The following is a 12,369-nucleotide window of genomic DNA, read 5'->3' as shown; positions in this document are numbered from 1 at the left end:
CGCAGCGCGGATCGGATACAGGGCCGCGGGAAGTGCGGAAGCAGATGTCCCGGCCACGAGGGGCTCAGGCGCCACATGGGTTCCGAAGCAGGCACGCGTCAGAGGTGCCACCCTGCTGACGCGGCACTTCAGCCATGAAGGCGTGCTCCGCGGTAGCGGCTCTCACTCACAAAGGCTAGTCGCGCCCGAGCCGGTCGGCACCTTGGGACGCCGAGGCGGCTCCCGCAGCCGGCCCCGCCAAACTGCCCGCCCCCCTCGGCTACAGCTCGGTGACCTTGCCGTCGGCGACTCGGAGGCGGCGGGTCACCGCGACGGTGTCCAGCATGCGACGGTCGTGGGTGACCAGCAGGAGCGTGCCCTCGTAGGCCTCCAGGGCCGACTCCAGCTGCTCGATCGCCGGGAGGTCGAGGTGGTTGGTGGGCTCGTCCAGGACCAGCAGGTTCACCCCGCGGCCCTGGAGCAGGGCCAGGGCGGCGCGGGTGCGCTCGCCCGGGGAGAGCGTGGCCGCCGGGCGCAGGACGTGGGCCGCCTTGAGGCCGAACTTGGCCAGCAGCGTGCGGACTTCGGCCGGCTCGGTGTCCGGGACGGCCGCACAGAAGGCCTCCAGCAGCGGTTCGTCACCGAGGAACAGGCCGCGGGCCTGGTCCACCTCGCCGATCAGGACGCCGGAGCCGAGAGTGGCGGAGCCGGAGTCCGGTGTCAGCCGGCCGAGCAGGACGGCGAGCAGGGTGGACTTGCCCGCGCCGTTGGCCCCGGTGATCGCCACCCGGTCCGCCCAGTCGATCTGCAGGCTGGCCGGCCCGAAGGTGAAGTCGCCCCGCTTGACGGCCGCTTCGCGCAGGGTCGCGACCACCGAGCCGGAGCGCGGGGCCGCCGCGATCTCCATGCGCAGCTCCCACTCCTTGCGCGGCTCCTCGACGACTTCCAGCCGCTCGATCGCCCGCTGCGTCTGGCGGGCCTTGGCGGCCTGCTTCTCGCTGGACTCGCCGCGCAGGTTCTTGCCGATCTTGTCGTTGTCGCTCGCCTTGCGGCGGGCGTTGCGCACGCCCTTGTCCATCCAGTTGCGCTGCATCTGGGCCCGGCCCTCGAGGGCGGACTTCTTGCCCGCGTACTCCTCGAACTCCTCGCGGGCGTGGTCGCGGCCTCGCTCGCGCTCCTCCAGGTAGGCGTCGTAGCCGCCGCCGTAGAGGTTGATCTGCTGCTGGGCCAGGTCGAGTTCGAGGACCTTCGTGACGGTCCGCGTCAGGAACTCCCGGTCGTGGCTGATCACGACCGTGCCCGCGCGCAGCCCCTTGACGAACCGCTCCAGCCGCTCCAGACCGTCCAGGTCCAGGTCGTTGGTGGGCTCGTCGAGCAGGAAGACGTCGTAGCGGGACAGCAGCAGGGAGGCGAGGCCCGCGCGGGCCGCCTGGCCACCGGAGAGCGCCGTCATGGGCAGGTCCATACCCACCGTGAGGCCGAGCTCCGCGGCGACCTCCTCCGCCCGCTCGTCGAGGTCGGCGCCACCGAGGTCCAGCCACCTGTCCAGCGCGGTCGCGTACGCGTCGTCCGCGCCCGGCGTCCCGTCCACCAGGCCCTGCGTCGCCGCGTCGAGCTCCGCCTGCGCGGCCGCCACACCCGTGCGCCGCGCCAGGAAGTCCCGTACCGACTCCTCGGGCCGGCGCTCCGGCTCCTGCGGGAGGTGCCCGACGGCGGCGGTGGGCGGGGCGAGCCGCAGCTCACCGGTCTCGGGGGTGTCCAGCCCGGCGAGCAGGCGCAGCAGGGTGGACTTCCCGGCGCCGTTGACGCCTACCAGGCCGATGACGTCGCCGGGCGCGACGACGAGGTCGAGATCGGCGAAGAGCGTGCGCTCACCATGCGCGGCGGTGAGCTTCTTGGCGACGAGGGTTGCAGTCATGATGGGCCGAATCCTATCCGGGCACACGCCGGCCCAGTGCGCACGTCTCAGCCCCATGACCTGGAGCGCGGTCCACAGCGCGGTCACGGCGGCCGCGAGGGCGGGAGGGGTGCTGAGCAGGCCGGGCGGGTGAGTGGGTCCCCCTCGGCGCAGGACCGGGCCAGTGCCGGGGCGAGCGCGCGGCGGGCCCGGAGACGGGGCCGGCCGCCATGGCCGGATAGGTGGGGTGCACGTCATTGCAGCCATCCGGCTGCGCGTCACACCATGAGGGCATGTTGTTGCGAAACGTGCTCGTCGTCCTCTACGACGGGGTGCAGAGCCTTGACGTGACCGGCCCGGTGGAGGTGTTCGCCGCCGTCGGCCGGTTCCCGGGCCGGGCGGGGTACGGGATCCGGACCGTGTCGCCTGGCGGCGCGCCGGTCCGTACGAGCAGCGGGCTGATGCTGATGCCGGACGGGGAGCTGGAGAGCGCCCGGCCGGGGAAGGGGACCACGCTGCTCGTGCCCGGTGGCCGGTACACGGCCGACTTCGAGCCGCGGCTCACCGACTGGCTGCGCGCTCACGGGGGTGGCGCGGAGCGGCTGGTGTCCGTGTGCACGGGCGGCCTGCTGCTGGCGGAGGCGGGGCTGCTGGACGGGCGGCGGGCGACGACGCACTGGTACGTGTGCGAGCAGATGGCGCGTGACTACCCGGCCGTCGCGGTGGAGCCGGATCCCATCTACGTACGGGACGGGCCCGTGGCCACCTCGGCCGGGGTCACGGCGGGCATCGACCTCGCGCTCGCCCTGGTGGAGGAGGACCACGGGCGGGACGTGGCGCTCACGATCGCCCGGCACCTGGTCGTGTTCCTGCGCAGGCCCGGCAACCAAGCCCAGTTCAGCGCGCAGCTGGAGGCCCAGACGGCGCGGCGGGAGCCCCTGCGGGACGTGCAGCAGTTCATCACCGAGCACCCGGGCCAGGACCTGAGCGTCGAGGCACTGGCGGCCCGGGCCAGGCTGTCGCCTCGGCACTTCGCGCGCGCCTTCCAGGCGGAGACGGGCGTGACGCCGGGCCGGTACGTCGAACGGGTGCGGGTGGAGCACGCGCGGCGGCTGCTGGAGGACAGCGCCGAGGGCGTCGCGCAGATATCGCGGGCGTGCGGCTACGGCACGCCGGAGGCGCTGCGCCGCGCCTTCGTGAAGACCCTCGGCCAGTCCCCGGCCGAATACCGGCGCCGCTTCGGCCCCTGCCCCCCTCAGGTCCCGTAGCCGGGCCGGGCGGGGACAGACCTGCCGTCCCCTGCCGGGCCGCGCCCGGACAGACATGCCGCCCCCGGCCGGGGGCCGGTACCACGCAACCGCTCCGGAGGAGCCATGCAGATCGCCGTACTGCTCTACGACCGCTTCACCTCCCTGGACGCCATCGGGCCCTTCGACACGCTCGGCCGCCTCCAGGGCGCCGAGATCGTGTTCGTGTCCGAGCGTCCCGGGCCGGTGCGGACCGACAACGGATCGCTCGCGCTCGTCGCCGACAAGGCGCTCCACGAGGTGACCCGGCCCGACATCGTCCTCGTGCCCGGCGGACCGCACCCCGAGGTGGAGATGAAGAATCCCGCCGTCCTCGAATGGCTGCGGGCGGTCGACGCCACCACCACGTGGACGACCTCGGTCTGCACCGGCTCCCTGCTGCTGGCCGCCGCCGGGCTGCTCGACGGGCGGCGGGCCGCGAGCCACTGGCTGTTCCTGGACCAGCTGCCGAGGTTCGGGGCCGAGCCCACCGAGGAGCGGGTGGTGTTCGACGGGAAGTACGTCACCGCCGCCGGTGTCTCCTCCGGGATCGACATGGGCCTCACCCTGCTCGGCAGGATCGCCGGGGACGAGTACGCCCAGACCGTCCAGCTGATGACCGAGTACGACCCCCAGCCGCCCTACGACGCCGGGTCCCCGGCCAAAGCCCCGGCTGACATCGTCGCGCGGCTGCGGGCGGTCAGTCCTCTGTAGGCCGGTTCTGCGCGGGCCGGTCCTCCGCGAGCCGGCCCTTCGCGGGCCGGTCTTCCGCGGGCCGGTCTTCCGCGGGCCAGCGGAAGACGGGCGCCCGGCGCTCCAGGAACGCGGCGACGCCCTCCGCGGTGTCGCCGCTTCCGGCCGCCTGCTCCGTCCAGTACCCGTCCCGGTCCGCCCTCCCGTCCGCGAACTCCTTGGCCGCGGCCTGGGTGAGCTGCGAGCGCGAGACGAGTACGCGGGTGAACTCGGCCACCCGCTTGTCCAGTTGGCCGGCCGGCAGCAGCTCGTCCAGGAAACCGGTCCGCAGGGCCCGGTCCGCGTCGATCAACTCCGCGGAGAAGAGCAGGTACTTGGCGGTGGCCGGACCGACCAGGGCCGCCAGCCGCCTGGTGGAGGAGGCCGCGTAGACGATGCCCAGCTTCGCCGGGGTCACCCCGTACGACGACCCTTCCTCCGCGAACCGCAGATCGCAGGCGGCGGCCAGCTGGCTGCCGCCGCCCACGCAGAACCCGCGGATCGCCGCCAGCGTCGGCTTCGGGAAGGCTGCCAGGGCCTCCTCCGCCGCGATGGCGAGGGCCTGCGGCTCGTCGTCCCCGGTCAGCGAGGAGATGTCCGCGCCCGCGCAGAAGGTCGGTCCCGCCCCGGTCAGGACGAGCACCCGTACGGCCGCGTCGGCCGCCAGTTCCGCCAGCAGCTCCGGCATGGCCCGCCACATCGCGGCCGTCATGGCGTTGCGCTTGGCGGGGTGGGAGATGACGACGGTGGCGACCCCGTCGGCGACCGTGTGCAGGAGGGCTGCGTCCCGGGCTGCGTCCATGGGCCGGATGCTATCCCGGGCCGCCGGTCCTATGATCAAGGGAGTCCGCCCCTACGTGATCGGTACCTTCTCTCCCTCGCCCTCCTGTTCGACGGCCTGAGTCCTGGTGGCCCTGGGCGTGGGCGCGCGGCCCATCCTGGGGTTGGTCAGCGAAGACGAGCTGCCGACGGAGGCGGGCGCGGCTGACGTGGCGTGCGAGGCAGCCGAGAGACGCCCCACGGAAGATCAGGAACAGTCGAACAACTGACTCTGTCATACGCCAACGGTCAGAATGTGTCCGAATCATGCTGACTTATGGTCAGGGGTTCGGACCGGACCAGCCCGTTCCTCACTCTGGACGCGTGGAGACGATCGAGCGCGAAGACGGGGGACGGAAGATGGATGTCAGCGGGAGCGTCCCGCCAGCCAGGGAGGGGGAGCCGGAGGCTCCGGCCGCCCCCCTCGCGTACGAGGGAGTGTGGCGGTTCACCGCTCCCGCCGTTGAAGAATCCGTTCCGCAGGCTCGCCGCGCGGTCCGGGACCTCCTCGGGCGCCAGGGGGTGCCCGCCCAGCAGGACCTCGTGTACTCCCTGCTGCTGATCGTCTCCGAACTGGTGACGAACTCGGTCCGGCACGCGGCCCTGCTCTCCCCGGAGGTCGCGGTCGAGGTCGCGATCGGCCGGGAGTGGGTACGGGTGGCCGTCGAGGACAACCACCCGTACCGGCCCAAGGCGCTGGAGGCCGATTTCGGTCAGACCGGCGGCCGGGGCCTGCTCCTGGTACGGGAGATCACGCTGGAGGCGGGCGGGGTCTGCGACGTCGAGCACACCTCGACCGGCGGCAAGGTCATCTGGGCTGCCCTGCCCCTCACCGCCCCGGCCGCCGCCACCGCTTCCACGACCCCGGCCGGCTGACCGGAGTCCGGGCGTCGCACGGGCTACCAGCCCGCGGCCTCACCGGTCAGCTCGCGGATCGCCGGCCGCGCCGCGTCCAGCACGGTCATGAACCAGGCCGAGAACGGCACTTCGGCGTGCCGCTTGGCCAACTCCTCGGCGGTGACGAAGGCGGTGTCCCCGACCTCCTCCGGATCCGGCCGCAGGGCCGCCTGCGCGAGTCCCACGAAAAGGTGGTTGAACTCCTGCTCCACCAGGCCCGACGCGGGGTCCGGGTGGTTGTAGCGCACCGTCCCCGCCTCCGCGAGCAGCGAGGGCGACAGCCCCAGCTCCTCGTGGGTCCGCCGGGCCGCCGCCGCGAACGGCGACTCCCCGGGATAGGGGTGACCGCAACAGGTGTTCGACCAGACGCCGGGGGAGTGGTACTTCCCGAGGGCCCGCTGCTGGAGCAGCAGACGGCCCTGCTCGTCGAAGAGGAACACGGAGAACGCCCGGTGCAACTGCCCGGGGGCCTGATGGGCGGAGAGCTTCTCCGCCGTGCCGATGGTGTTCCCGGACTCGTCGACCAGTTCGAGCATGATCGGCTCTTGGGTCCCGGTGCCGTGGGTCGCGCTGTTCGCGGCGGTGGCTGGTGAGGTCGGCATACCCATCCTTCGCTTCGGACTCGGCCTTCAGTCTGCCGTACAAAAGGGGCTTGTCCCCACTTCGGAGATCTGCGCATGTCTCTCCCCGCCGCGTGGTAAGCGGCGGGGAGGGATCACTTCGCGTACGTGCCCACGGGGCTGCCGGCGTCAGACTCCGAACGGGGCCGGATAGCTGATCGTGCCTGCGGGCACCGGCACGGAATCGTCCAGGACCAGCGCCATCAACGCCTCGTCGGGGACCTCGAAGGGGGCCCTGATCCCGAAGCGCGACGCCGGCACGAAACCGAAGCGCGGGTAGTACTCCGGGTGCCCCAGTACCAGGACCAGGGACTCCCCGCGCTCCTTGGCCGCCGCGAGCAGCGCCCGTACGACCGAGCTGCCCGCGCCCGAGCGCTGGAGCGCCGGATCGGTGGCCACCGGGGCGAGCGCGAGGGCCCGTACCCCGTCGACCGCGCACACGGTGAGCAGGGCGTGCGCGGCCACCGAGCCGTCCGGGCCCTCGGCCACGTACGACAGCCCGGGCACCCAGGAGTCGTCGTGGCGCAGCGCGTCCACGAGATCCGCCTCCAGCGGGGTCCCGAACGCCGTCAGGTTGACGTTCCGTACGGCGGCTACGTCGGCCGGGGTCTCCGGCCGGGCCGGCCAGGCTCCGCCGTCCCCGGCGGTCACGGGGCGCAGGGCGTAGCCCGTGTACCCGTACTCGTGCCCGTGCCGGGCCCGCACGCCGAGCTCCTCGCGGGCGGCGGCCAGTGCGGCCGTCGTCGCCGGGTCCTCGCCGCCCGGGTGGGTCCTGACCCGCTCGGCGAGCGGGCCGTAGTACCCGGCCCAGTCGGAGTCGGGCAGCCGGTGCACGCCGAGCACCCGGTACCCGGCGGCCTGGGCTGCCGCGACGTTGCCGGCCGTGGTGCGCAGCGGGCACTGCTCGTCCCAGAAGGCACGGGCGCCGGCGGAGGGCTCCTCGACGGTCCACTCGCACTCGGTCAGCACGATCGTGCCGCCCGGGGCGAGCAGCCGCCGCCACCGCGCGAGCGCGGTGGCGAAGCCGATGACGTAGGCGGAGCCTTCCGCCCAGATGAGGTCGTAGGAGCCGTCCTGGAAGTCCTCGAGGGGGAGCGCGCCCATGTCCGCTCGGACGGTGCGGACGCGATCGGCGAGCCCGCGGGCCGTCGCGGCCCTACGGAGCTCCTCGAGGAACGGCTCGTACAGGTCGACGGCGGTCACCTCGGCGCCACCGGATCCGGGACGCCCCGCCTCGGCCGCGAGGAGCAGGGCGCTGGGGCCCGGCCCGCAGCCCAGGTCGAGGACGCGCGGCCGCTCGGGCAGCGGTTCGCACAGGGACAGCAGGTGCCGGGTGGACGCGTCGGAACCGGGAGCCTGCCGGGGCAGGCCGCGGTGCAGGGTGAAGAAGGCCTGCATGAAGCTGTTGGAGGGGGTGTCGGTCAACGTGAACCCTTGAACGGGGGCTCCGGCCGACGAGGCCGCTCAGCGTGTGGAGCGCGTGATCAGGCCCGGCCGGATGCCCGGAAGAAATGGGGGATGCACCGGAGTTCGCTGCGCATGGCCGCGACCACTGCGACGGTCATCAACCCACCTCTTTCCACTCGACACGATCAGGGGCGTGTCCACCGTAACATCGACGCCGTTTGTGGTACCGCGCCGTGATCGTCAATGATGATCACGCCCCGAACCGGGCCGGGAATATTCGGCTTATCGGGGCGTAAACGGGTGGTGAACCCCTGCTTCCATTCATCCGATAGCCTCTGCCGACGTGTCGTCGCCCCCTGAGGCGCCCGTTCGGAATCCGTCACAAGGAGTGAGTTCGTCTGCCGACCGTCATCCTCACCGGCCTGCCGGTCCCCGGATCACCGCTCGCTGACGAGCTGCGCTCCCTCGGCTTCGACGTCCGTCCCGCCGCCGGTCCCGAGGACACGGCCGCCGCGCTGGCCGCCGTACCCGCCGATCAGCGGGTGGCCGTCGTGGACAGTGCCTTCGTCGGGCACGTGCACGCGCTGCGCCTCGCGCTGACCGACCCGCGCTTCGACGCCTGCGCGGTCACCGGCGCCCTCGCCGTCCAGCCCGGCGCCCGCGGCGCCCTCGACAAGGCCGCGGCCGACGCCCCCGCGGGCGCCGGTCCGTACGCCGACCGGCTCGCCGCCGCGGTCGAGGCCTCCGGGACCGCCGTCCAGCGCCCCGAGCTCGGCACCCTCGTCGCCGCCGTCCCCGCCACCACGGCGGAACGTGACGCGGCGAGCGCCGCCGTCGCCGCCGTCGACGACGAGGCCGTCCGCCTGCGGACCGCCGTGAAGTCCCGCGACGGCTTCTTCACCACCTTCTTCATCAGCCCGTACTCGCGCTACATCGCCCGCTGGTGCGCGCGCCGCGGCCTGACCCCGAACCAGGTCACCACCGCCTCGCTGATCACCGCGCTGATCGCGGCCGGCTGCGCCGCCACCGGCGAGCGCTGGGGCTACGTCGCGGCCGGTGTGCTGCTCCTCGTCTCCTTCGTCCTGGACTGCACCGACGGGCAGCTGGCCCGCTACTCGCTCCAGTACTCGACGATGGGCGCCTGGCTCGACGCGACCTTCGACCGCGCTAAGGAGTACTCCTTCTACGCGGGTCTCGCGCTCGGCGCCGCCAGGAACGGCGACGACGTCTGGGCGCTCGCGCTCGGCGCCATGATCCTCATGACCTGCCGGCACGTCGTCGACTTCGCCTTCAACGAGGCCAACCACGACGCGACCGCCAACACGAGCCCCACGGCGGCCCTGTCCGACAGGCTCGACAGCGTCGGATGGACGGTCTGGGTCCGGCGGATGATCATCCTTCCGATCGGTGAGCGCTGGGCGATGATCGCGGTCCTGACCGCCTTCACCACGCCTCGGATCGTCTTCTACGCGCTGCTCGCCGGCTGCGCCTTCGGCGCGCTCTACACCACCGCCGGCCGGGTCCTGCGCTCGCTGACGCGCAAGGCCACCCGGACCGACCGGGCCGCCCAGGCCCTCGCCGACCTCGCCGACTCCGCCGTGCTCGCCTGGACCGGCCCGGCCCGTCCAACGAAGCGGCGGCCGAACTACGAATCGGTGGGGCTGGCCCTGGCCGGCGCCGTGCTGATGGCAGGCGGGGCCGTGATCCGGGACTTCGGCGACACCTGGCTGATCGGGACCGCCCTGGCCTACGTCTTCTTCGCCGGCGCGGCCGTCGCCGGCCCCCTCAGGGGCCCCCTCGACTGGCTCGTCCCGCCGCTCTTCCGGTTCGCCGAGTACGTGACGATCCTCGCGCTGGCCGCCAAGGCGGACGTGCCCGGAGCCCTTCCCGCCGCATTCGGACTGGTCGCGGCGGTCGCCTACCATCACTACGACACGGTCTACCGCATCCGTGGTGGTTCGGGCGCGCCGCCGCACTGGCTGGTGCGGACGACCGGCGGTCACGAGGGCCGGGTCCTGCTGACCGTGGTCCTGTCCGTCGTCCTCGCCCGTGACGTGTTCCCCGTCGCGCTCACGGCCATGGCCGTGTTCGTGGCACTCGTGGTGCTCGTGGAGAGCATCCGCTTCTGGGTCTCCTCCGGGGCACCCGCCGTACATGACGAAGGAGAACCAGCATGATCGGCCTTGTACTCGCTGCCGGTGCCGGACGCCGTCTGCGTCCCTACACCGACACCCTGCCCAAGGCCCTCGTGCCCGTCGGCCCCGAGGGCCAGGAGGAGAGCCTCACCGTTCTCGACCTGACCCTGGGCAACTTCGCCGAGGTCGGTCTCACCGAGGTCGCCATCGTCGTCGGCTACCGCAAGGAGGCCGTCTACGAGCGCCGCGAGGCGCTGGAGGCCAAGTACGGCGTCAAGATCACGCTGATCGACAACGACAAGGCCGAGGAGTGGAACAACGCCTACTCCCTCTGGTGCGCGCGTGACGTCCTCAAGCAGGGCGTGATCCTCGCCAACGGCGACACCGTCCACCCGGTCTCCGTCGAGAAGACCCTGCTCGCCGCCCGCGGCAACGGCCAGAAGATCATCCTCGCCCTCGACACGGTCAAGAACCTGGCGGACGAGGAGATGAAGGTCGTCACCGCCGACGGCAAGGGCGTGCAGAAGATCACCAAGCTGATGGACCCGGCCGACGCGACGGGCGAGTACATCGGTGTCACCCTCATCGAGCCGGAGGCCGCCGAGCAGCTGGCCGACGCGCTGAAGACCACCTTCGAGCGCGACCCGGACCTCTACTACGAGGACGGCTACCAGCAGCTGGTGAACGACGGCTTCACCATCGACGTGGCCCCCATCGGCGACGTCAAGTGGGTCGAGATCGACAACCACGACGACCTCGCCAAGGGCCGGACGATCGCATGCCAGTACTGACGCGGCTCATCCCCTCGCCCGTCGTCGTCGACATCAGTCGCGGCGCCATGGACGACCTGGCCGGCCTCCTGGCCGACCAGCGGATCTCCGCGTCCGGCAAGCTGGCGATCGCGATCAGCGGCGGCTCCGGCGTCGCGCTGCGCGCCAAGCTGGAGCCCGTACTGCCGCACGCCGACTGGTACGCCGTCGTCGACGGCACCATCGACTCCGCGGTCAAGCTGGCCGACGACATAAAGGGCCGCCGCTACGACGCCGTCGTGGGCCTGGGCGGCGGCAAGATCATCGACGTGGCGAAGTACGCCGCGGCGCGGGTCGGACTGCCCATGGTGGCCGTCGCCACGAACCTCTCGCACGACGGCATCTGCTCGCCGGTGTCCATCCTGGACAACGACAACGGCCGCGGCTCCTACGGCGTGCCCACGCCGATCGCCATGGTGATCGACCTCGATGTGATCAAGGAAGCCCCCGTCCGGTTCATCCGTGCCGGCGTCGGCGACGCGATCTCCAACATCTCGGCCATCGCCGACTGGGAGCTCTCGCACGAGATCACCGGCGAGCCCGTCGACGGCCTGGCCGCCGCCATGGCCCGTACCGCCGGCCAGTCCGTGCTGCGCCACCCCGGCGGATGCGGCGACGACGAGTTCCTCACCGTGCTCTCCGAGGCCCTGGTACTGACCGGCATCGCCATGTCGATCAGCGGGGACACCCGCCCCGCCTCCGGCGCCTGCCACGAGATCAGCCACGCCTTCGACCTGCTCCACCCGGGGCGTTCCGCGCTCCACGGCGAGCAGGTCGGCCTGGGCGCCGCCTTCGCGATGCACCTGCGCGGGGCCGAGGAGCAGTCCGGCCTCTTCGTCGAGGTGCTGCGCCGGCACGGGCTGCCGGTGACCCCGGAGGAGATCGGCTTCACCGTCGACGAGTTCGTCGCGGCCGTCGAGTACGCCCCCCAGACCCGCCCGGGACGCTTCACGATCCTGGAGCACCTCAACCTGTCCGCAGCCGAGATCAGGGACGCTTACGCCGACTATGCCAAGACCATCCGTAGCTGAACTCCGGCCCGTCGTGCACCCGGCGGGCGTCAAGGACCGGGTCAGCGGCGAGCACTGGGGCGGGCGCCTCTACATGCGCGAGATCTCCCTGCGCATCACCCGCCTCCTGGTCACCACCAAGGTCACGCCGAACCAGCTGACCTACGTGATGACCCTCGCCGGCGTCCTCGCCCTCCCGGCCCTTCTGGTGCCGGGCGTCCTGGGCGCCGTCCTCGGCGTGGTCGCGGTCCAGCTGTACCTGCTGCTCGACTGCGTCGACGGAGAGGTCGCGCGCTGGAAGAAGCAGTTCTCGCTCTCCGGGGTCTACCTGGACCGGGTCGGCGCCTACCTGTGCGACGCGGCGGTGCTGGTCGGCTTCGGCCTGCGCGCCGCCGACCTGTGGGGCACCGGGCGCATCGACTGGCTGTGGGCCTTCCTGGGCACCCTCGCGGCGCTCGGCGCGATCCTGATCAAGGCCGAGACCGACCTGGTCGGAGTCGCCCGCCACCAGGCCGGCAAGCCGGTGGTCAAGGACGCGGCGGCCGAGCCGCGCTCGTCCGGCATGGCGCTCGCCCGCCGGGCCGCCGCCGCGCTCAAGTTCCACCGCCTGGTCCTCGGCATCGAGGCCTCGCTGCTCATCCTGGTGCTGGCCGTCCTGGACCAGGTCCGCGGCGACCTGTTCTACTCCCGCGTCGGTGTGGCCGTACTGGCCGGCATCGCGGTGCTGCAGACCGTGCTGCACCTGGTGTCGATCCTGGCCTCCAGCAGGCTCAAGTGA

At 72.4% G+C, this 12,369-nt stretch carries 12 protein-coding genes; 7 read left to right on the top strand and 5 right to left on the bottom strand.

What is annotated here, in order from left to right; genetic code table 11:
• Positions 1 to 259: 259 nt before the first annotated feature.
• Entirely contained in the window at positions 260 to 1,897 is a 1,638-nt protein-coding gene (locus tag AB0D48_RS05825; protein WP_362391189.1) for an ABC-F family ATP-binding cassette domain-containing protein, read from the bottom strand.
• A 272-nt stretch (positions 1,898 to 2,169) separates the two neighbouring features.
• On the opposite strand from AB0D48_RS05825, the gene AB0D48_RS05820 reads away from it, so the two are divergent.
• Positions 2,170 to 3,144 carry a GlxA family transcriptional regulator gene (locus AB0D48_RS05820; RefSeq protein WP_362391187.1) on the top strand — a complete coding sequence of 325 codons (975 nt, stop codon included), beginning with the start codon at positions 2,170 to 2,172 and terminating at the stop codon, positions 3,142 to 3,144.
• A gap of 105 nt (positions 3,145 to 3,249) precedes the next feature.
• Positions 3,250 to 3,876 carry a DJ-1/PfpI family protein gene (locus tag AB0D48_RS05815; protein WP_362391185.1) on the top strand — a complete coding sequence of 209 codons (627 nt, stop codon included), beginning with the start codon at positions 3,250 to 3,252 and terminating at the stop codon, positions 3,874 to 3,876.
• On the opposite strand, the gene AB0D48_RS05810 is transcribed toward AB0D48_RS05815, so the two are convergent.
• On the bottom strand, positions 3,863 to 4,696 hold the full coding sequence (locus tag AB0D48_RS05810) for an enoyl-CoA hydratase-related protein (protein WP_362391183.1): 834 nt from the start codon (positions 4,694 to 4,696) through the stop codon (positions 3,863 to 3,865). The two genes, AB0D48_RS05815 and AB0D48_RS05810, sit on opposite strands and share 14 nt — an antisense overlap.
• A gap of 377 nt (positions 4,697 to 5,073) precedes the next feature.
• On the opposite strand from AB0D48_RS05810, the gene AB0D48_RS05805 reads away from it, so the two are divergent.
• Complete coding sequence (locus AB0D48_RS05805; protein WP_362391703.1) at positions 5,074 to 5,589, top strand: ATP-binding protein; 516 nt, start codon at positions 5,074 to 5,076, stop codon at positions 5,587 to 5,589.
• Positions 5,590 to 5,612: 23 nt separating this feature from the next.
• Here AB0D48_RS05805 and idi read toward each other — a convergent pair whose 3' ends face one another.
• The 3 genes from idi to AB0D48_RS05790 form a co-directional block, all read right to left on the bottom strand.
• Positions 5,613 to 6,212: an isopentenyl-diphosphate Delta-isomerase gene (idi, locus tag AB0D48_RS05800; RefSeq protein WP_362391181.1), complete on the bottom strand. Its 600-nt coding sequence runs from the start codon at positions 6,210 to 6,212 to the stop codon at positions 5,613 to 5,615.
• A 147-nt stretch (positions 6,213 to 6,359) separates the two neighbouring features.
• Positions 6,360 to 7,628: a bifunctional class I SAM-dependent methyltransferase/N-acetyltransferase gene (locus AB0D48_RS05795; RefSeq protein WP_362391701.1), complete on the bottom strand. Its 1,269-nt coding sequence runs from the start codon at positions 7,626 to 7,628 to the stop codon at positions 6,360 to 6,362.
• Between the two features lie 446 nt (positions 7,629 to 8,074).
• The gene (locus AB0D48_RS05790) at positions 8,075 to 8,218 is read right to left on the bottom strand and encodes a hypothetical protein (protein WP_362391179.1); all 144 of its coding nucleotides are present in this window, start codon (positions 8,216 to 8,218) and stop codon (positions 8,075 to 8,077) included.
• Between AB0D48_RS05790 and AB0D48_RS05785 the strand changes: the two genes are divergently transcribed.
• The 4 genes from AB0D48_RS05785 to AB0D48_RS05770 are packed head-to-tail and all read left to right on the top strand — an operon-like array spanning position 8,213 to position 12,369.
• Positions 8,213 to 9,814, top strand: a complete 1,602-nt coding sequence (locus AB0D48_RS05785) for a DUF5941 domain-containing protein (RefSeq protein ID WP_362391177.1) — start codon at positions 8,213 to 8,215, stop codon at positions 9,812 to 9,814. The two genes, AB0D48_RS05790 and AB0D48_RS05785, sit on opposite strands and share 6 nt — an antisense overlap.
• On the top strand, positions 9,811 to 10,563 hold the full coding sequence (locus AB0D48_RS05780; RefSeq protein ID WP_362391175.1) for a phosphocholine cytidylyltransferase family protein: 753 nt from the start codon (positions 9,811 to 9,813) through the stop codon (positions 10,561 to 10,563). The genes AB0D48_RS05785 and AB0D48_RS05780 overlap by 4 nt, the downstream gene beginning before the upstream one ends.
• Positions 10,551 to 11,612, top strand: coding sequence for an iron-containing alcohol dehydrogenase family protein (locus AB0D48_RS05775; protein ID WP_362391173.1), 1,062 nt, complete (start codon positions 10,551 to 10,553; stop codon positions 11,610 to 11,612). The genes AB0D48_RS05780 and AB0D48_RS05775 overlap by 13 nt, the downstream gene beginning before the upstream one ends.
• Positions 11,590 to 12,369 carry a CDP-alcohol phosphatidyltransferase family protein gene (locus AB0D48_RS05770; protein WP_362391170.1) on the top strand — a complete coding sequence of 260 codons (780 nt, stop codon included), beginning with the start codon at positions 11,590 to 11,592 and terminating at the stop codon, positions 12,367 to 12,369. The genes AB0D48_RS05775 and AB0D48_RS05770 overlap by 23 nt, the downstream gene beginning before the upstream one ends.

This window comes from Streptomyces sp. NPDC048269 (genome assembly GCF_040652395.1).
GTDB lineage: Bacteria > Actinomycetota > Actinomycetes > Streptomycetales > Streptomycetaceae > Streptomyces.
The sequence above is the reverse complement of the archived record's forward strand: the minus strand, read 5'-3'. Positions and strand labels throughout refer to the sequence as shown.

Coding starts and splice junctions, on each gene's coding strand:
- AB0D48_RS05815 (WP_362391185.1), top strand. CDS start 3,250: ATGCAGATCGCCGTACTGCTCTACGACCGCTTCACCTCCCTGGACGCC.
- AB0D48_RS05825 (WP_362391189.1), bottom strand. CDS start 1,897: ATGACTGCAACCCTCGTCGCCAAGAAGCTCACCGCCGCGCATGGTGAG.
- AB0D48_RS05810 (WP_362391183.1), bottom strand. CDS start 4,696: ATGGACGCAGCCCGGGACGCAGCCCTCCTGCACACGGTCGCCGACGGG.
- AB0D48_RS05805 (WP_362391703.1), top strand. CDS start 5,074: ATGGATGTCAGCGGGAGCGTCCCGCCAGCCAGGGAGGGGGAGCCGGAG.
- AB0D48_RS05780 (WP_362391175.1), top strand. CDS start 9,811: ATGATCGGCCTTGTACTCGCTGCCGGTGCCGGACGCCGTCTGCGTCCC.
- AB0D48_RS05770 (WP_362391170.1), top strand. CDS start 11,590: ATGCCAAGACCATCCGTAGCTGAACTCCGGCCCGTCGTGCACCCGGCG.
- AB0D48_RS05775 (WP_362391173.1), top strand. CDS start 10,551: ATGCCAGTACTGACGCGGCTCATCCCCTCGCCCGTCGTCGTCGACATC.
- AB0D48_RS05820 (WP_362391187.1), top strand. CDS start 2,170: ATGTTGTTGCGAAACGTGCTCGTCGTCCTCTACGACGGGGTGCAGAGC.
- idi (WP_362391181.1), bottom strand. CDS start 6,212: ATGCCGACCTCACCAGCCACCGCCGCGAACAGCGCGACCCACGGCACC.
- AB0D48_RS05795 (WP_362391701.1), bottom strand. CDS start 7,628: ATGCAGGCCTTCTTCACCCTGCACCGCGGCCTGCCCCGGCAGGCTCCC.